The sequence below is a fragment of the Algibacter luteus genome, from assembly GCF_900141715.1.
In the GTDB taxonomy this organism is placed as follows: domain Bacteria; phylum Bacteroidota; class Bacteroidia; order Flavobacteriales; family Flavobacteriaceae; genus Arenitalea; species Arenitalea lutea.
On the sequence record NZ_FQYK01000005.1, the window covers coordinates 110,706 to 129,459 of the forward strand.

The following is an 18,754-nucleotide window of genomic DNA, read 5'->3' on the forward strand; positions in this document are numbered from 1 at the left end:
TAATTACTATTTAAAATGAAGAAATTAATTTTATTTACTGTGGTTGCTATAGCTTTTACAGCCTGCAAAGACAAAACAAAAGAATCTGCACAAGCTGAGGAGGATATAGAGGTAAACACTGAAGTTGAGGTTGAAAATGATTCAGATTGGGTTTATCTTTTTGATGGAACAAATTTTGATAAATGGCGCGGATATTTAAAAGATGAAATGCACCCAGAATGGACCATTGAAGATGGAGTAATGATGTTCACTCCTGGTGAAGAAGGCGGAAAAAATATTATTACTAAAGATACGTTTACCAATTTTGAATTATCATTGGAGTGGAAAATATCTGAAGCTGGTAATAGTGGAATCTTTTGGAGTGTTTTTGAAGATCCAAAATACAACGAAGCCTACCAAACTGGGCCAGAAATACAAGTTTTAGATAATGAGCGTCATCCTGATGCTAAAGCGAATCCTAAATTCCATCAAGCAGGTGCGCTTTATGATATGGTTCAGCCAGAGCAAGACGTTTGTAAACCAGCGGGTGAATGGAATCATTGTGTTTTAAGTGTGAATCATAAAACAAATGAGGGGTCTGTAACTTTAAATGGAACCAAAATTGTCAGTTTTCCTGTACATGGTGAAGCTTGGGATGCGCTCGTAGCAAATTCAAAATTTAAAGATTGGGAAGGTTTTGGAAAACATAAAACAGGGCATATCGGCCTGCAGGATCATTCAGATAAGGTATGGTTTAAAAACATAAAAATTAGAAATCTATAAGAACTCTTTTATCAATAGAAATCTGAAATGGAGTCGTTTAATCAGCGATTCCATTTTTTTTATAATAATTACACATCTTAAATAGCGCATTATTCATAACAAATGGTAAAATTTTATTAAAAATTAATAATTTTTCGAAAAAATCAACCTTAATTGATTAGTTGTATCAAATAAAATTTTAGTTTTACCATGTGAAAAATTTAAATAATAAAATACGTTGTTCTATTTCTCGTTTGCCCGCACGCAATCGCCGCAGCTTCTAATGCTCTAATTTTAGTAAAACCAAACGTAATTTTAATTTTTCAAAAGTGTCCAAATTTATTCTCATAGTATTTCAAAATTCAGTTAATTTTTTAATTAACCCAAGTTCTATTATGCGCCGTAATTTTCCTCGTCGCCCGTAAGGGTATGTTTTAATTTTATTGAATTAGGTGAGTCCAGTTCAGCTTTTAAGAAAAATAAAATAATTGATATTAATACAAGTAAGGAAATGAAGGTTGTAATAGCCGATAAATCACATATAAAATACGCAGAGCTTATCTGCGAAACCATTGCTGAATCAGCAGCTGTTAGAGGAACGGGAATTGCTAGAAGAACTCCTGAGTACATTGCTACCAAAATGGAAAACGGAAATGCGGTTATTGCTCTAGATGGCGATAAGTTTGCTGGCTTCTGCTATATAGAAAGATGGGGTCATGGTAAGTTTGTTGCTAACTCTGGGTTAATAGTTCATCCTGATTACAGAAGTATAGGCTTAGCTAAAAAAATTAAGCATAAAGTTTTTGAACACTCCAGAAAGAAATTTCCAGATGCCAAAGTGTTTAGTATCACAACAGGGTCTGCTGTTATGAAAATGAATAGCGACTTGGGGTATAAGCCTGTGGTTTTCTCTGAACTTACAGACGATCCAACGTTTTGGGATGGTTGCCAAACCTGTAAAAATTACGATGTTTTAACACGAACCAATAGAAAAATGTGTTTGTGCACAGGGATGTTGTTCGATCCTAATGCCAAAAAAGAAGATATAAAACCTATTAAGGAAAGTGTTTTTAAAAGGTTGAAACAAATAAAACAAGCTTTGCTTCTTAAAAAAGATAAATAATTAATATTTCCAGATTTAGGAAATAACAAAATAATTAAAATGAAAAAATTAGTAATAGCATATAGTGGCGGATTAGATACGTCGTATTGCGCTGTAAGTTTATCAAAAGAGTATGATGTTCATGCGGTTAGTGTAAATACAGGAGGTTTTACACAAGAAGAAATAAATCATATTGAGACTAACGCCTATAAAATGGGAGTTTCAACTTATAAAAATATTGATGCAGTTGCCACTTTTTATCAAAAAGTAGTGAAGTATTTGGTTTTTGGGAATGTGTTAAAAAACAACACGTATCCTTTATCAGTAAGTGCGGAACGAATTATTCAAGCCATTGAAATTGTAGAATATGCGAAAAGCATTGACGCTGAATATATTGCTCATGGTAGTACTGGTGCAGGAAACGACCAAGTGCGTTTTGATATGATTTTTCAAACCTTAGCACCGAATATTAAGATAATAACACCAATTAGAGACCAAAAATTAACAAGACAAGAAGAGATAGATTATTTAAAATCTAACGGTATTGATATGTCTTGGGAAAAAGCCAAATATTCTGTAAATAAAGGTTTGTGGGGTACAAGTGTTGGAGGTTCTGAAACATTAACCTCAGAAAAACCATTGCCTAACGAAGCTTATCCATCGCAATTAAAACATGCTGAAGATGAAAAAGAAAAACTAACATTTAAAAAAGGTGAACTTGTAGCTGTTAATGGTATTGAAAATGCACCCGAAATTAATATTGAAGTTTTAAACAACTTAGCTTCAGTTTACGCCATAGGAAGAGATATTCATGTTGGAGATACCATTGTTGGTATAAAAGGGCGTGTAGGTTTTGAAGCGGCAGCAGCATTAATTACAATTAAAGCACATCATTTATTAGAAAAGCATACGCTTACCAAGTGGCAACTACAACATAAAGAGTATTTAGCAAGTTTTTATGGGATGCATTTACACGAAGGTCAGTATTTAGATCCGGTGATGAGAGATATTGAAGCTTTTTTACAAAGCAGTCAAGATAAAGTAACAGGCGATGTTTTTGTAACTTTGAAACCTTATCATTTTTCATTAGATGGTATTTCCTCTAAACACGATTTAATGAGTGCGAAGTTTGGAAGTTATGGTGAAGAAAATAAAGCGTGGACTGCTGACGATGCGAAAGGTTTTATTAAAATATTAGGAAACCAAAATAAAATATATCAGCAAGTAAATTCTATAAAATGATACAAGTAGGAATTATAGGTGGTGCAGGTTATACCGCAGGAGAATTAATTAGATTACTGATTAATCACCCTGAAACCGAAATTAATTTTGTTTATAGCACGAGTAACGCCGGAAACAAAATTAGTAAAGTGCACCAAGATTTAATAGGGAGTTTAGATTTAGAATTTACAGATACAATTAATCCAGATGTGGACGTATTGTTTTTATGCTTAGGTCATGGAAATTCGGTTAAATTTTTATCTGCAAATACATTTTCAAATCAAACTAAGATTATCGATTTAGGTAACGATTTTAGGCTTGAAGCCGATAAAACATTTGAAGGCAAAACATTTGTTTATGGGTTGCCAGAATTGAACAAAGATGCCATTGTAAAGGCCAAATATATTGCGAACCCTGGATGTTTTGCAACTGCCATTCAGTTGGGGTTATTACCTTTAGCAGATCAAGGTTTACTACAACAAGATGTGCATGTAAACGCGGTTACTGGTGCAACAGGTGCCGGTACTTCATTATCTGCAACAACGCATTATACATGGAGAGATAATAACTTTTCATATTATAAACCGTTTACACATCAGCATTTAGGCGAGATAAACCAATCGGTTAAGCAATTGCAAAATAATTTTAAGTCTGAAATTATTTTTATGCCAAATAGAGGTAATTTTTCTAGAGGTATTTTTGCAACCATTTATACCGATTTTGAAGGTACAGTTGAAGATGCAGAAAACATTTATAAATTGTATTATCAAGATGCGAAATTCACGTTTGTGTCTGACGAATTTTTACATATGAAACAAGTGGTAAATACCAACAAGTGTTTGGTACATTTGCATAAACATAACGGTAAATTATTAATTACAAGTACGATTGATAATTTATTAAAAGGAGCATCTGGACAAGCAGTACAGAACATGAATTTAATGTTCGACTTTGAAGAAACAACTGGGTTGGGATTGAAGGCGACGTATTTTTAGATTCCCACCTAACGTACAGAAGGGGAGAAAAGAAAATATGTCTGGGAGTTAAAGTAGAAAGTTTGAGTAGAGGTATTTGGTAAGGCTTAGCTGCGTTAGCGATTGTAGTGAAATATTTATTTCATGAGTAGATAATTTAAAATAAAAACTCACGAATAAAAACCCACAGTAGGGCACGAACGAGGACTTGCAACGTAAAGCGCGACCCTTGTGGTAACGCCATAAAAAGTTAAATGAATTCCTTTTTTGATAGGGAACAAAATAAGAATAAAATGAAAGTAGCAATTATTGGAGCAGGGAGTTTAGGACAATCTATTGCGAAGGGGTTAGTATCGTCTAGCACTTTAACTTCGTTGTACTTAACTAAGCGGGATTTAAGCTCTATTAAAGGGTTTGAGGATAACCAAAAGGTGTTTTTAACCAGTGATAATGCGTTGGCAATTAAAAACGCTGAGGTTATTATTTTTGCTGTTCAACCCCGCCATTTAGAAGCTATTTTAACGGATTATAAATCAGTTTTACAGAAAAGCCAGGTGCTGATTTCGGTGATTACTGGTTTTTCGATTTCAAGAATTGAGGCTATTGTTGGGCAGGATAAATTTATTATTCGCGCCATGCCAAATACTGCGGCTTCGGTTGGGCAATCAATGACTTGTATTTCATCAAATAACAAAGGCAAAGAAAAAGTAGAATTGGCGAAAACTATTTTTAATAGTATGGGGCGCTCTATGGAGATTCCTGAGGAACAATTGCAAGCAGCAACAGTTATTTGTGCAAGTGGAATTGCCTTCTGGATGCGTTTGATTAGAGCGACTACCCAAGGTGCAATTCAGTTGGGTTTTGAAGCCCATGAGGCACACGAATTGGCGATGCAAACTTGCTTTGGTGCCGCCACTTTATTAAAAGAATCTGGAAAACATCCAGAGGAAGAAATAGATAGAGTTACTACACCAAGTGGTTGTACTATTGAAGGATTAAACGAAATGGAACACCAGGGTTTAAGCTCGTCTTTAATTAAAGGTATAACCGCATCATTCGAAAAAATTAACCAAATTAAAACCACATAAAATGCCACTATTTAATGTATATCCTTTGTACGATGTAACACCTGTTTCGGGGAATGGTGTTTATGTTTATGATGAAAAGGGAGTAGAGTTTTTAGATCTTTATGGTGGTCATGCTGTAATTTCTATTGGGCATGCGCATCCTAAATATGTTAAAGCTGTTACCGATCAAGTAACTAAACTAGGGTTTTACTCTAACGCCATTCAGAACCCGTTACAAAAAGAATTGGCAGATAAAATTGAAAAACTTTCGGGTTGTAAAGATTACGAATTGTTTTTGTGTAATTCTGGAGCAGAAGCTAACGAGAATGCTTTGAAATTGGCATCTTTTAAAACTGGAAAATCACGTATAGTGGCCTTTAGAAATGGGTTTCATGGGCGTACATCGGCAGCTGTGGCAGCAACCGATAACCCAAGTATTATTGCGCCTATAAACGCACAACAGCAAGTAACTATTCTGGAGCTTAACGATATTTCTGGTGTAAAAGCAGAACTTGAAAAGGGTGATGTTTGTGCTGTTATAGTGGAGTTTATTCAAGGTGTTGGAGGGCTAGATCAAGGAACTTCAGATTTCTTTGAGCAAGTATATGCGCTGTGTAAAGCCAATGATACAATGTTTATAGCAGATGAGGTGCAATCTGGGTACGGACGTTCGGGTAAATTTTTCGCGTTTCAGCATTATAATGTTACGCCAGATATTATTTCGATTGCCAAGGGTATGGGTAATGGATTTCCTATTGGAGGGATTCTGATTCACCCAGATATTGAAGCTAAATTTGGCATGCTAGGAACTACTTTTGGTGGAAACCATTTGGCTTGTGCTGCGGGTCTTTCAGTTTTAAATGTTATAGAAGAGCAAAAATTGATGGACAACGTGAATGAGATGTCCGAATATTTTATCAAGCTTGCTAAAACCATTCCGCAGATAAAAAATATAAAAGGGCGCGGTTTAATGCTAGGTTTAGAATTTGATTTTGAAGTAGGCGACCTTAGAAAAAAACTAATTTATGAGCATCACATTTTTACGGGCGGTGCATCAAATAAAAAGTTGTTAAGAATATTACCTCCGTTAACGATAAGAAAAGAGCACATCAATATGTTTTTTGAAGCATTAATTGAAACGCTTGCTGAGGTTGAAGCATAGACGGAATAAAAATTAGAAATGAATACATTATTATCTATAGAAACTAGAAATGCAGTCCTACTTAAAATGGCAGTTTTATTGGAGCGCGAACGCGAAGTTTTAATTGCCACTAATAAAAAAGATTTGGATGCTTACAATGGCGACGATGTTTCTATGTACGATCGATTAAAAGTTGATAATGCCAAGGTTGATGAAATGATTAATGCCGTTAAACATTTAGCGTCTCAGGACGACCCTGTTGGTGTTGAAAGGTTTAGTTTTAAACATGAAAATGGCATGCAAGTGTATAATAAAACAGCATCGTTTGGTACGGTTTTAATTATTTATGAATCTAGACCAGACGTTACAGTTGAGGCGGCAGGAATTGCTTTTAAATCGGGTAATAAAATACTGCTTAAAGGTGGAAAGGAATCATTACGATCCAACCTGAAAATTGTCGAGTTATGGCACGAAGCGTTGCAAGAATTCAAGGCTTCAAACCAATGGGTTGAATATTTACAATTCAATAGAACCGAAACCCAATCATTTTTAGAAAAACCAACTCAAAAGGTCGATTTAATTGTGCCTCGAGGTGGTGAGCGACTCATTGAATTTGTAAAAACACATGCTACTTGTCCGGTGATTATAAGCGGACGAGGAAACAACTTTGTCTATGTGCATGCTGAAGCCGATTTAGATATCGCAATGAAAGTCATAATCAATGGAAAAACAGCAAAAATATCAGCTTGCAACGCTGTTGATAAAGTTTTAATTGATGAGAATTTACCTAATAAAGATACATTTGTAAAGAATTTGATTTCAAAGTTAAAAACCTATAACGTTGAAATTTTAGGTGATGCTGCCATAAGTCAATTTGATGACGTTGATGCTTTTAAATCTGATGCCATTTGGTACGAAGAGTTTTTAGATTATAAAATTGTTATTGGTGAAATAGAATCGACAACCGATGCTATTGCTAAAATAAACACCTATTCAGGTGGGCATTCTTCGTCTATAATTTCGAAAAATAACGATGAGGCCAAATCCTTCATGGAAAATGTTGATACCGCAGCAGTTTATCATAATGCGTCCACTCGATTTACAGATGGCGGGCAATTAGGTTTAGGAGGTGAGTTGGCTATTAGTACAGATAAGTTACACCAACGCGGACCTATAGGATTGCAGCATTTAGTAACTAACAAGTGGTATATTCACGGTAATGGGCAAATAAGATAGCATGCAGAAAAAGAAACGCATTTTATTAAAAATAGGGTCTAACACGTTAACCAAAGAAACCGACAATATTTCGAGAGGTAAAATTGAAGATGTTGCAAGTCAAATCGCAAAACTCAAAGATACTTGCGAGTTTATTATAGTAAGTTCGGGTGCAATTGCAGTTGCAAAACAATTTGTGAAATTGGAAAGTAAAGGCAATGGGGTTTTTGTAAAACAAGCGTTAGCATCAATTGGGCAGCCGCATTTAATTCGTATTTACCAAGAAATTTTTAGAGAATACGGATTATTAAGTTCGCAGTGTTTATTGTCTTATTCTGATTTTGAAAAACAGGAAAGTAAAACCAATATAGTAAACACCATAAATGTATTAGTAAACAATAATTACATTCCTATTATAAATGAAAATGATACGGTAGCTACTGATGAGATTAAATTTGGGGATAACGATAAATTAGCCGCATTAACAGCATCGTTATTGGATGTAGATTTGTTTATAATTGCCACCAATACAAATGGCATTTATACCAAAGCTTCCATAAACAGTAAAACGCCCGAAACCATTGGTGAAGTTGTTGATTTTAATGAATTAAGAGCGCAAGTGGTTAGTTCTAAATCAACACACGGCAGTGGTGGTATGGCTTCCAAAATAGAAGCGGCATCGGTATCAAAAGCAGCAAATATAGAAACATGGATTGTAAACGGTTTGGAGGATGATTTTATAGTGAATGCTATGGAAAATAAAGTGCCGTTTACCAAAATAAAATAAGAAATGAAACATTACACATCCATACACGATATAGATCATATTAATTCTTGGATTGAAGATGCTAAAGCATTAAAAAAAGAGCCGTTAAAGCATATCACATTAGGTAAAAATAAAACCCTTGGGTTACTGTTTTTTAATTCGAGTTTACGTACCCGATTAAGTACTCAAAAAGCGGCTTTAAACTTAGGTATGAACCCAATAGTGATGAATGTTTCTGGCGATGCTTGGGGTTTAGAGTTTAATGATGGAACTGTAATGAATGGCAATACTGCAGAACATATTAAGGAAGCAGCAGCAGTAGTTTCACAATACTGCGATATTATAGCTGTAAGAGCATTTCCAACCTTAACCGATAAAGTAAAAGATGAAAGCGAACAGGTTATGAGCGCTTTTAAAAAATATGCTTCTGTACCAATTGTAAACATGGAGAGCGCCACGGGTCATCCTCTACAAGGGTTAACCGATGCTTTAACCATTTCGGAATATGCAAAAGTGAAAAAGCCCAAAGTGGTTTTATCTTGGGCACCTCATATTAAAGCGCTACCGCACGCGGTTGGTAATAGTTTTGTACAAGCGATGCAAAAGATGGATGTAGAATTTGTTATTGCAAATCCTGAAGGTTACGACTTAAATCCTGAAATTACAGGAAGCACACCAATTTATCATAATCAAGAAGAAGCATTTAAAGATGCCGATTTTGTATATGCTAAAAACTGGAGCTCTTATGAAAATTACGGTAAAGTTGTGAATTCAGATCCGAATTGGATGATTACTAAAGCTAAAATTGGCGATGCTAAATTTATGCACTGTTTACCAGTACGAAGAAATGTTGTGGTTGAAGATGCCGTTTTAGATAGCGATAATTCATTGGTTATAGAACAAGCCAACAACAGGACCTATGCTGCACAATTAGTGCTTAAAAAGATATTGGAAGACTCATAGTTTGTTATTCTGATCTTGTTTCAGAATCTCAACTTATTGTCTGGTCGATCGGAGTCAGAACCTTAATAACCTCTCGACTGCGCAGCACAGGAGACTTAAAAATAAAAAATGGAAAAACTATCCATAGTAAAAATAGGAGGAAATATCATTGAAGATGATGAGGCTTTACATGCCTTTCTAAAATTGTTTTCCAATTTAAAAGGAAAAAAAATTTTAGTGCATGGTGGTGGCAAACGCGCCACACACATGGCGTCAAAACTAGGTATTGAGTCTAAAATGATTAATGGTCGTCGTATTACAGATGCAGATACTTTAGAGGTAATTACTATGGTTTATGGAGGTTTGGTGAACAAAAATGTAGTTGCTAAATTGCAAGCGTTAAATACCAATGCCATTGGGTTAACGGGTGCCGACATTAACAGTATTAAATCTGATAAGCGCCCTGTAAAAGAGGTAGATTTTGGATTTGTGGGAGATGTCAAAGAAGTGGCCTACAAGTCTATCGATAAATTAATTCAAGCTGATTTTACGCCGGTATTTTGTGCGATTACGCACGACGGAAACGGACAGTTGTTAAACACAAATGCCGATACCATCACATCACAAGTAGCGGTCGGGATGAGTCATTTGTACGAAACCTCAATTTATTATTGTTTTGAGCTGAATGGCGTTTTAGAAAACATCAACGATAAAAATTCGGTTATCAAACACATCGATTCTAAAATTTATAAAGATTTATTAGAAAAAGGTATTATTGCAGATGGTATGCTTCCGAAACTGGAAAATTGTTTCGACGCATTAAAGCATGGTGTTCATAATATTAACATGGGTAATACGTCTATGTTAACACGAGAAAATGATAATTTCACTAAAATAACCTTGTAAATGGGATTAGAGCAATTGACAAATGATGCCATTCAACTATTAAAAATCTTAATAGAAACCCAATCGTTCTCATCTGAAGAAGATATAACAGCGGCACATATTGAAGACTGGTTTAAGCGTTATAAAATCGATTATAAACGCACCAAAAATAATGTTTGGGCTGTTAATAAGCATTTTCAAGAAGGTAAGCCAACGCTGTTGTTAAATTCCCATCATGATACTGTTAAACCTAATTCGGCATATACCAATAATCCTTTTGAGGCTTTTGTTAAAGATGGTAAATTATACGGATTAGGGAGTAATGATGCAGGAGGATGTTTGGTGTCGTTAATTGCAACATTCACCCATTTTTATAATCAAGACAATCTAAAATACAATTTAGTTATAGTCGCTTCCGCGGAAGAAGAAAGCAGTGGACCTAATGGACTAAACAGTATGCTTCCCATAATTCCAAAAGTAGATGTGGCTATTGTAGGCGAACCAACTTTAATGAATTTAGCAGTTGCCGAAAAAGGCTTAGTAGTTTTTGATGCAGTTATTCAAGGTACTCCAAGTCATGCAGCACATCCAAACGAAAATAATGCGATTTATAACAGTATAGAAGCCTTACAATGGTTTAAAGATTTTAAGTTTGAAAAAGGCTCAAAAGCTTTGGGTGATGTTAAGCTAACAGTCACACAAATTAATGCAGGTTCACAACATAATGTGGTGCCTGGTCATGTTGATTTGGTTATTGATGTACGTGTGAATGACGCTTATAGCAATTCAGAAATTGCAAAAATATTACAAGACAAAGCGCCCGTAACAAAAATTACACCGCGCAGTTTACGTTTAAATTCATCATCGATACCTGAAAATCATGAGTTGGTGAAAGCAGGCATAGCTATGGGAAGATCAACCTACGGATCGCCAACATTATCAGATCAAGCGGTATTGTCTTGCCCGAGTTTAAAATTAGGACCTGGGGATAGCACTCGCTCGCATTCGGCAGATGAATTTATATATGTAAGTGAAATAGAAGAAGGCATAAAAATATATATTGAATTGTTGAAACGGGTAGTAGTTTAAACAAATCAACACATAATCGAATCAACGCATAAACAAATAAACATTTTTAAAATGAAACTCTGGGATAAAGGCATAAGTATCGATAAAAAAATAGAACAATTTACTGTTGGAAACGATCGTGAAATTGACATTCACATTGCGAAATATGATGTTATCGCTTCTCGTGCACATGCTAAAATGCTTCAAAAAATAGGTATTATTTCAGTTGAAGAATTGGTTGATTTATTAGGTGGACTAAAAGCTTTAGAAACCCAAATTGATAACGGAACTTTTATTATTGATGAGCAATTTGAAGATGTGCACTCTAAAATAGAATTTGAACTTACTAAAAGCCTTGGTGAAGTTGGTAAAAAAATCCATACCGCTCGTTCAAGAAATGATCAAGTTTTAGTGGCTTGCCATCTATACTATAAAGACAATTTAAGTTTAATTAAAGATAAAACACAAGTACTGTTTAACACGTTGTTAGATTTAGCAGATAAGTACAAAGACAAAGTTTTACCGGGTTATACACACTTGCAGGTAGCAATGCCCTCATCGTTTGGGTTGTGGTTTTCGGCTTATGCAGAGTTAATGATAGACGATGTTTACATGCTAAACGCAGCTATAAAAACAGTAGACCAAAATCCATTGGGTTCTGCCGCGGGTTACGGTAGTTCATTTCCAATTGATAGAGAATTAACCACCAAAGAAATGGGTTTTGCGACTTTAAAATACAATGTGGTTGCTGCGCAAATGGGACGTGGTAAAAACGAGCGTACTATTGCCGCTGCCTTAGGTGGTTTATGCAACACTTTATCACGTTTTGCAATGGATGTGTGTTTGTATATGAGTCAGAATTTTGGGTTTGTATCTTTTCCAGATGAGTTAACTACTGGAAGCAGCATCATGCCACATAAAAAGAACCCAGATGTTTTTGAGTTAATTCGTGGAAAATGCAATAAAATACAGGCGTTACAAACCGAAATGATTTTAATAACCAATAATTTACCAAGTGGTTACCACAGAGATTTTCAGTTGCTAAAAGAAAACATGATTGCCGCTTTTGAGGAATTAAAAGATATTCTTGATATTTTTAATTTTTCCATTCAGCAAATTATTGTTAAGGATATTGATATCAATGATGATAAGTACAAGTATTTATTTACTGTTGACAATATCAATACTTTGGTTGTTGAAGGTCAAAGTTTTAGAGAAGCTTACCAAAAAATTGGCGGACAAGTGCAAGATGGAACCTACGTACCAGATACTTCTAAAAAGCACACACACGTTGGAAGCATCCATAATTTGAGTTTAGATAAAATTAAAGCGAAGTTTCCAAAGTAAAATTTTTAGATATGATAGCAGTTGCTGTTCTTTTTATTGTGCTCGGGATTTTAATAAAATACGGAAAAATGTATTTTCTTATTGCGGGGTATAATACCATGAAAAAAGAAGATAAAGAAAAATACGATATTGAAGGTATTGCAACTGTATTTCGTAATGTTATGTTTGGAATGGCACTTCTTATTATTGCTGGGTACTTTGTTGCAAAATGGGCTGAACTCCCAAATATTAATAATTATGCTCTTTGGATGGCAATGCTAATTGGAATTCCGTATTTATTGATTGTTTCGAACTCTAAAAGATTCAAGAGGAACAAAGATAATTCCTGATTCACAAGATTTAAATTTAACACAATATAGGGCATTAAAAAAGCGCATTATGTAAATGCGCTTTTTAAGGACTTTCCTGAAAAAAATGTTTAGTTTAATTGTTTGGTGACTAACTCAAAATAATTAAATAATTGTGGATTGTCCTAAATGAATATTTGTAAAGTTTAGATTAGTTTCGTCCGGATTTTGTATAAAATCTTCTATAAAATCACCCACTTTTGTTGTGGTTATATTATCATATTTGTTATTTAAATCTGGTGTGGTAATGTGCAGTTTTAGCGATTTGTCTACACCTTCTCTTACTAAAGATGCCTCTTCATCTAATCCGAAATGATCTAACAACATAGCTGCCGATAAAATAGATGCAATTGGGTTAGCAATACCTTTATTCGCTGCCTTTGTGTATGCCCCATGAATGGGCTCGAACATAGCATGCTTGTCGCCAATAGATGCGGATGCTAATAAACCAATAGATCCAACAATAACACTTGCTTCTTCCGATAATATATCGCCAAACATGTTCTCAGTGAGTATAACATCAAATTGCCTTGGTTTGATAATAAGTTCCATGGCGGCATTATCAATATAGGTGTAATTTACCTTTACATTCGGATATTGAGGCGCTATTTCTTTTACTATACGACGCCAAAGTCTTGAACTTTCTAAAACATTGGCTTTGTCAACTAAGGTTAATTTGTTTCTTCTAGATTGGGCTGCTTTAAAAGCTAGATGTGTTATACGCTCAATCTCAAAACGCTCATATTTACAAACATCTGATGCTATATTTCCATCTTCACTAAGGTAGCGCTCCCCAAAATAAATACCTCCGGTTAACTCGCGATAAATAAGAATATTGGTATCCTTAATTTGCTTTACTTTTAATGAGGATTTGCTTAATAAATCTTCGTACGCAATAATTGGTCTGATGTTGGTGTATAATCCAAGTTCTTTACGAATTCCTAATAAACCTTGTTCTGGTCTTATTTTTGCATCTGGATCGTTGTCGTACTTGGTGTCTCCAATAGCGCCAAATAAAACAGCATCTGCGTTTTTACAGATGCTTATGGTTTCTTCTGGTAAAGGGTTTCCTGTTTTGTCAATAGCCGAAGCCCCGACCAATGCTTTTTGAAATGTAAATACATGATTAAATTCCATAGCTATAGCCTTCAATACCTTTACGGCTTGTGCTGTAACTTCTGGTCCTATACCATCGCCTGGTAAAAGGGCAATATTTAATTTCATTTAGTCAACTATTTGTCTTTCCCATTAAAGTGGGAATCTATTTTATTTATGCTGAGGTAATCTCTTTATATACTTTACTGTTTTCTATAATTTTATGAATGTCGTTATCATCAACTTCTTTTTTCTTATCGGCAAAATCTAAGAAATTTGTATAGATTTCGTCCAACTGAAGTTTAGTTAACTCGTATCCAATATTTTTTGCTCTATATGCTAATGCTGCTCTTCCACTACGTGCGGTTAATACAATAGCAGATTCTGTAACACCTACATCTTTAGGGTCTATAATTTCGTAAGTTTCACGATTTTTAATAACACCATCTTGGTGAATTCCAGAACTGTGTGCAAATGCATTAGCTCCAACAATAGCTTTATTTGGTTGTGTGTAAATACCCATACTGTCTGACACCAATTGGCTTATGCCGTATAGCATTTCCGTTTTAATATTGGTATCTAGGTTTAGGTAAGGGTGTTGTTTTAAAATCATTACAACCTCTTCTAAGGCTGTGTTTCCAGCACGCTCCCCAATACCATTAATAGTACATTCTATTTGGCGTGCTCCGTTAATAACACCTTCAATAGAGTTGGCAGTTGCTAACCCCAAATCGTTATGGCAATGGCAAGATAAAATAGCCTTATCTATACCTTTTACGTTTTCTTTTAAGTATTTAATTTTTGCTCCATACTCACTTGGTAAGCAATATCCTGTGGTATCCGGAATGTTTAAAACGGTAGCTCCTGCTTTAATTACAGCTTCACAGACTCGAGCTAAGTAAGCGTTGTCTGTCCTACCAGCATCTTCAGCATAAAACTCAACGTCCTCAACAAAGCTTTTGGCATATTTCACGGCATGTACAGCACGCTCAATAATAGCATCTGGATTAGAGTTAAATTTGAATTTTATATGAGAATCTGAGGTTCCTATTCCGGTATGAATTCTTGCTTTTTTAGCATGTTTTAATGCTTCTCCAGCTACTTTTATGTCGTTTTCAACCGAACGTGTTAATCCACAAACAGTAGCATTTTTTACGATTTTTGAAATGGCTTCAACCGATTTAAAATCTCCAGGACTTGATACCGGAAAACCAGCTTCAATAATATCAACACCCAAAAAATCAAGCTGTTCAGCAATAACTAATTTCTGTTCAGTGTTTAGTTTACAACCCGGGACTTGTTCTCCATCACGTAGTGTTGTATCAAAAATTTGGACCTTATTATCAGACATTTATTAAAATATATTTTCGTATTGTTATACGAATGTATATTTTGGTTTTCTAAATACAGAACTTCATATATAAATTTTACGATGTTTAACCTTATATATACTGATTTAAATAGCTGAAAATCAGCTTAATAATATTGTTTTTATGACTATGACAAAAGAGCAAAAAGATAATTTATTTGTATTAATAAAATCGTTGTCTAAATCAGAAAAAAGACAATTTAAGCTCTATGTAGGAAGATTGGGTGTAAATGAAGACTCTAAATTCTTAATGCTTTTTAATATACTTGATAAACTTTCGGTTTATGATGAGGCGACTATTTTAAAAAAAGGCATCGTAAAAAAGCAACAACTTTCAAATTTAAAAGCACATTTATACAAGCAAATATTAATTAGTTTACGATTAAATCCGTCGCATCAGGATATTAGAATTCAAATTCGCGAACAATTAGATTTTGCGACCATTTTGTATCATAAGGGATTGTACAAGCAAAGTCTTAAAATTTTAGATAAAGCTAAAACGTTAGCAATAAATCACGAAGAAAAAAATGTAGCTTACGAGATTGTTGAGCTCGAAAAAATTATAGAATCACAATATATTACACGAAGTTTAAGTAACAGAGCAGACGAGCTTTCTATACAAGCCAAAGAGCTTAGTTTACAAAATGTAATGGCGAGTAAACTCTCAAACCTATCGTTACAGTTATACGGTTTGTTTTTAAAAACAGGTTATATAAAAAATGACGAAGAGCATAAAATAATTACCAAATATTTTCACGATAGGCTTCCAAAATACGACATCAATAAACTAGGTTTTAGAGAAAAACTATGGCTTTACAAATCGTATTTGTGGTACAGTTTTTTAACTGTAGATTTTTTAGCATGTTATAAATACGCCTCAAAATGGGTGGATTTATTCTATGAAAATAAAGAGATGATTGCCTTAAATCCTGTGTTTTTTCTTCGCGGTAATCATTATTTATTAGAATCACTTTTCTATCTAAGACGATATAATAAATTTAAAAAAACCTTATCAAATCTCGAGAATATCACCCAAGAAAAATGGTTTCCTATAGACGATAATATTGATGGATTAGCCTTCCTTTATATCTACAATAACAAATTTAATTTACATTTTATAGAAGGCAGTTTTAACGAGGGTTTACAGCTGGTTGATGAGGTTTTAGAACGATTAGAAAGCTACAAAAACCGAATAGACGAGCATCACATTATGGTGTTTTATTACAAAATTGCCAGCATGTATTTTGGCGCTGGCGACACCAAAAAATGTATTTTCTTCCTTGAAAAAATAATTAGTAATAAATCACTACAGATGCGCGAAGATTTGTTGTGTTTTTCTAGAATTTTAAATTTGGTTGCGCATTATGAAGCTGGACTCGATTACAACCTCGATGTTTTAATAAAAAGCACCTACAAGTTTTTAATTAAAATGGAAGATTTGTACGAGGTGCAAAAAGAATTCATCAAATTTTTACGTGGTTTGGGCGACATTTACCCGCACGAGGTTAAAAATGAATTCATCAAGTTGCACAAAAAACTAAAAGAATTCGAGAACGACCCCTATCAAAGTCGTGCGTTCCTGTATCTAGACATCATTTCGTGGCTAGAATCCAAGATAGAAAACCGTCCAATTGGAGATGTTATTCGCGACAAATTTAAAAAAACTAACTCTTAAAATTTGGGCGCCTGACTGCCGGCAGGTAACCCTATGGGGTCGGGCTTTCCGTTAATAGTTTTGGCTCGATAGGCGCCTCGCCAAAAGCTAGCCTCTACAATCCTTTACGCACTTGCCAGCCATCACCTATTTTAAACTTTATTTTTGGTGTGTCTAGCAACTTAAAGTGAAACTTAAAATAAAATTTTCAAGAAAAAATTTGGATATTAACTTTTTCTAACCGAATATTTGCATTCACAAAGTTCAAACACTTATTGAAATGTTATCAAGAAAGGTGGAGGGAATAGACCCTTTGAAGCCTTAGCAACCTCCCGAGTTTTCGGGGAAGGTGCTAAATTCTACTTAAGTATTTAATATTAAGTGCTTTAGATAGATAACCCAAGAAAATTACTTTCAGTAATTTTCCAAAACTCTTAATAACATTTTTCTATATAAGTACATCAAAATTGATGCATTTTGGCTTTTGAATTAATTTATTAACTCAAAAAAATTTAGAAAAATGAGCGATCACAAATTAGCGACAAACGCACTACACGCAGGACACGATGTTAAGGCAACCGGAGGCACTAGAGCGGTACCTATTTACCAAACAACTTCGTATGTTTTTAACAATTCGGATCATGCAGCAAACCTGTTTTCATTACAAGAATTAGGTTTTATTTACACACGATTAAACAACCCTACAAACCAAATTCTACAAGAGCGTTTAGCTGCAGTAGAAGGCGGCATAGGAGCCGTGGTTTTTGCTTCTGGAACAGCAGCAATCTCAACGGGTTTATTAACCTTGTTAAAAGCTGGAGACCATATTGTGGCATCGAGTAGTTTATACGGCGGTACTTATAATTTATTAAGTGTAACCTTACCTAGATTGGGTATTACAACAACCTTCGTAGATGCATCAAACCCAGATAATTTTGCAGCGGCAGTACAAGATAATACGAGAGCCTTTTTTGTAGAGTCTTTAGGAAACCCGAAGTTGGATGTTTTAGATCTTGAAGCAATTTCTAAAAATTCAAAAGCTGCTGGCGTACCATTTATTGTTGATAATACGGTAGCAACACCAGCTTTATTGAATCCGATAAAGCATGGTGCTAATATTGTAATCCATTCGTTAACGAAATATATTGGCGGTCAAGGAAATTCTCTTGGAGGCGCTATTATTGATGCTGGTACTTTTGATTGGGCAAATGGTAAATTCCCCGAGTTTACAGAGCCTTCAGCAGGATACCACGGATTAAAATATCACGAAGCTTTAGGTGCTGCATCCTACACGTTTAAATTAATTCTTGAAGGCTTAAGAGATTTTGGAGGGGCTTTAAGTCCAACAAATGCTTTCAACATTATTCAAGGTTTAGAAACCTTACCTGTTAGAATCAAGCAACATAGCGAGAATGCTTTAGCACTTGCAAAATGGTTAGAAGCACAAGACGAAGTGGCTTGGGTAAACTATCCTGGTTTAGAAAGCAGTAAATACAAAAAACTTGCAGATAAATATTTACCAAAAGGACAAAGTGGAATTGTTACCTTTGGACATAAAGGTGGCTTTGAAGCGGCTAAAAAGATAGCGGATAACACGAAACTATTCTCCTTATTAGCAAATATTGGAGATACAAAATCGCTTATTATTCATCCAGCAAGTACAACGCACCAGCAGTTAGATGAAGCGGAACAAGCTTCGGCAGGAGTTTCTGGAGATTTAATTCGATTGTCTGTGGGTATTGAAGATTTAGAGGATTTAAAAGCAGATTTAACCGAAGCTTTTAAAACGATTTAACGAGTTAGAAAATGACATTGGCAGT

General features: G+C 34.7%; 17 protein-coding genes and 1 riboswitch. Of the genes, 15 read left to right on the forward strand and 2 right to left on the reverse strand.

Going from position 1 to position 18,754, the window contains the following annotated elements:
• Positions 1-15 precede the first annotated feature (15 nt).
• The 13 genes from BUA46_RS10565 (at position 16) to BUA46_RS10625 (ending at position 12,798) form a co-directional block, all read left to right on the forward strand.
• Positions 16-762: a DUF1080 domain-containing protein gene (locus BUA46_RS10565; RefSeq protein WP_019387722.1), complete on the forward strand. Its 747-nt coding sequence runs from the start codon at positions 16-18 to the stop codon at positions 760-762.
• Positions 763-1,252: 490 nt separating this feature from the next.
• Positions 1,253-1,864, forward strand: a complete 612-nt coding sequence (locus BUA46_RS10570; protein ID WP_019387723.1) for a GNAT family N-acetyltransferase — start codon at positions 1,253-1,255, stop codon at positions 1,862-1,864.
• A gap of 39 nt (positions 1,865-1,903) precedes the next feature.
• Positions 1,904-3,085, forward strand: a complete 1,182-nt coding sequence (locus BUA46_RS10575) for an argininosuccinate synthase (protein ID WP_019387724.1) — start codon at positions 1,904-1,906, stop codon at positions 3,083-3,085.
• On the forward strand, positions 3,082-4,059 hold the full coding sequence (gene argC, locus BUA46_RS10580) for an N-acetyl-gamma-glutamyl-phosphate reductase (protein ID WP_019387725.1): 978 nt from the start codon (positions 3,082-3,084) through the stop codon (positions 4,057-4,059). Before BUA46_RS10575 ends, argC begins: the two co-directional genes overlap by 4 nt.
• 272 nt (positions 4,060-4,331) lie before the next feature.
• The gene (gene proC, locus BUA46_RS10585) at positions 4,332-5,126 is read left to right on the forward strand and encodes a pyrroline-5-carboxylate reductase (protein WP_019387726.1); all 795 of its coding nucleotides are present in this window, start codon (positions 4,332-4,334) and stop codon (positions 5,124-5,126) included.
• 1 nt (position 5,127) lies between these two features.
• Positions 5,128-6,267, forward strand: coding sequence for an aspartate aminotransferase family protein (locus tag BUA46_RS10590; protein WP_019387727.1), 1,140 nt, complete (start codon positions 5,128-5,130; stop codon positions 6,265-6,267).
• Between the two features lie 18 nt (positions 6,268-6,285).
• Positions 6,286-7,482 carry a glutamate-5-semialdehyde dehydrogenase gene (locus tag BUA46_RS10595; RefSeq protein ID WP_019387728.1) on the forward strand — a complete coding sequence of 399 codons (1,197 nt, stop codon included), beginning with the start codon at positions 6,286-6,288 and terminating at the stop codon, positions 7,480-7,482.
• A gap of 1 nt (position 7,483) precedes the next feature.
• The gene (gene proB / locus BUA46_RS10600) at positions 7,484-8,248 is read left to right on the forward strand and encodes a glutamate 5-kinase (protein WP_019387729.1); all 765 of its coding nucleotides are present in this window, start codon (positions 7,484-7,486) and stop codon (positions 8,246-8,248) included.
• A 3-nt stretch (positions 8,249-8,251) separates the two neighbouring features.
• Entirely contained in the window at positions 8,252-9,190 is a 939-nt protein-coding gene (locus BUA46_RS10605; protein WP_019387730.1) for an N-acetylornithine carbamoyltransferase, read from the forward strand.
• A gap of 108 nt (positions 9,191-9,298) precedes the next feature.
• Complete coding sequence (argB, locus tag BUA46_RS10610) at positions 9,299-10,075, forward strand: acetylglutamate kinase (protein WP_019387731.1); 777 nt, start codon at positions 9,299-9,301, stop codon at positions 10,073-10,075.
• Positions 10,076-11,143, forward strand: coding sequence for a M20 family metallo-hydrolase (locus BUA46_RS10615; protein WP_019387732.1), 1,068 nt, complete (start codon positions 10,076-10,078; stop codon positions 11,141-11,143).
• Positions 11,144-11,194: 51 nt separating this feature from the next.
• Positions 11,195-12,469 carry an argininosuccinate lyase gene (gene argH, locus BUA46_RS10620; protein WP_019387733.1) on the forward strand — a complete coding sequence of 425 codons (1,275 nt, stop codon included), beginning with the start codon at positions 11,195-11,197 and terminating at the stop codon, positions 12,467-12,469.
• 11 nt (positions 12,470-12,480) lie between these two features.
• The gene (locus tag BUA46_RS10625; protein ID WP_019387734.1) at positions 12,481-12,798 is read left to right on the forward strand and encodes a DUF3784 domain-containing protein; all 318 of its coding nucleotides are present in this window, start codon (positions 12,481-12,483) and stop codon (positions 12,796-12,798) included.
• A gap of 123 nt (positions 12,799-12,921) precedes the next feature.
• Here BUA46_RS10625 and leuB read toward each other — a convergent pair whose 3' ends face one another.
• Together leuB and BUA46_RS10635 are read right to left on the reverse strand one after the other, a co-directional pair.
• Positions 12,922-14,040, reverse strand: a complete 1,119-nt coding sequence (leuB, locus tag BUA46_RS10630) for a 3-isopropylmalate dehydrogenase (RefSeq protein ID WP_019387735.1) — start codon at positions 14,038-14,040, stop codon at positions 12,922-12,924.
• Between the two features lie 46 nt (positions 14,041-14,086).
• Complete coding sequence (locus tag BUA46_RS10635) at positions 14,087-15,262, reverse strand: 2-isopropylmalate synthase (protein ID WP_019387736.1); 1,176 nt, start codon at positions 15,260-15,262, stop codon at positions 14,087-14,089.
• 148 nt (positions 15,263-15,410) lie between these two features.
• Between BUA46_RS10635 and BUA46_RS10640 the strand changes: the two genes are divergently transcribed.
• Complete coding sequence (locus BUA46_RS10640; protein ID WP_035106356.1) at positions 15,411-16,955, forward strand: hypothetical protein; 1,545 nt, start codon at positions 15,411-15,413, stop codon at positions 16,953-16,955.
• A gap of 259 nt (positions 16,956-17,214) precedes the next feature.
• Positions 17,215-17,335, forward strand: a riboswitch (SAM riboswitch).
• A gap of 119 nt (positions 17,336-17,454) precedes the next feature.
• Positions 17,455-18,729, forward strand: a complete 1,275-nt coding sequence (locus tag BUA46_RS10645; RefSeq protein WP_019387738.1) for an O-acetylhomoserine aminocarboxypropyltransferase/cysteine synthase family protein — start codon at positions 17,455-17,457, stop codon at positions 18,727-18,729.
• Positions 18,730-18,754 lie beyond the last annotated feature (25 nt).

Coding starts and splice junctions, on each gene's coding strand:
- argC (WP_019387725.1), top strand. CDS start 3,082: ATGATACAAGTAGGAATTATAGGTGGTGCAGGTTATACCGCAGGAGAA.
- BUA46_RS10595 (WP_019387728.1), top strand. CDS start 6,286: ATGAATACATTATTATCTATAGAAACTAGAAATGCAGTCCTACTTAAA.
- BUA46_RS10575 (WP_019387724.1), top strand. CDS start 1,904: ATGAAAAAATTAGTAATAGCATATAGTGGCGGATTAGATACGTCGTAT.
- leuB (WP_019387735.1), bottom strand. CDS start 14,040: ATGAAATTAAATATTGCCCTTTTACCAGGCGATGGTATAGGACCAGAA.
- BUA46_RS10645 (WP_019387738.1), top strand. CDS start 17,455: ATGAGCGATCACAAATTAGCGACAAACGCACTACACGCAGGACACGAT.
- BUA46_RS10625 (WP_019387734.1), top strand. CDS start 12,481: ATGATAGCAGTTGCTGTTCTTTTTATTGTGCTCGGGATTTTAATAAAA.
- BUA46_RS10605 (WP_019387730.1), top strand. CDS start 8,252: ATGAAACATTACACATCCATACACGATATAGATCATATTAATTCTTGG.
- proC (WP_019387726.1), top strand. CDS start 4,332: ATGAAAGTAGCAATTATTGGAGCAGGGAGTTTAGGACAATCTATTGCG.
- BUA46_RS10615 (WP_019387732.1), top strand. CDS start 10,076: ATGGGATTAGAGCAATTGACAAATGATGCCATTCAACTATTAAAAATC.
- BUA46_RS10640 (WP_035106356.1), top strand. CDS start 15,411: ATGACAAAAGAGCAAAAAGATAATTTATTTGTATTAATAAAATCGTTG.
- argB (WP_019387731.1), top strand. CDS start 9,299: ATGGAAAAACTATCCATAGTAAAAATAGGAGGAAATATCATTGAAGAT.
- BUA46_RS10635 (WP_019387736.1), bottom strand. CDS start 15,262: ATGTCTGATAATAAGGTCCAAATTTTTGATACAACACTACGTGATGGA.
- BUA46_RS10570 (WP_019387723.1), top strand. CDS start 1,253: ATGAAGGTTGTAATAGCCGATAAATCACATATAAAATACGCAGAGCTT.
- proB (WP_019387729.1), top strand. CDS start 7,484: ATGCAGAAAAAGAAACGCATTTTATTAAAAATAGGGTCTAACACGTTA.
- argH (WP_019387733.1), top strand. CDS start 11,195: ATGAAACTCTGGGATAAAGGCATAAGTATCGATAAAAAAATAGAACAA.
- BUA46_RS10565 (WP_019387722.1), top strand. CDS start 16: ATGAAGAAATTAATTTTATTTACTGTGGTTGCTATAGCTTTTACAGCC.
- BUA46_RS10590 (WP_019387727.1), top strand. CDS start 5,128: ATGCCACTATTTAATGTATATCCTTTGTACGATGTAACACCTGTTTCG.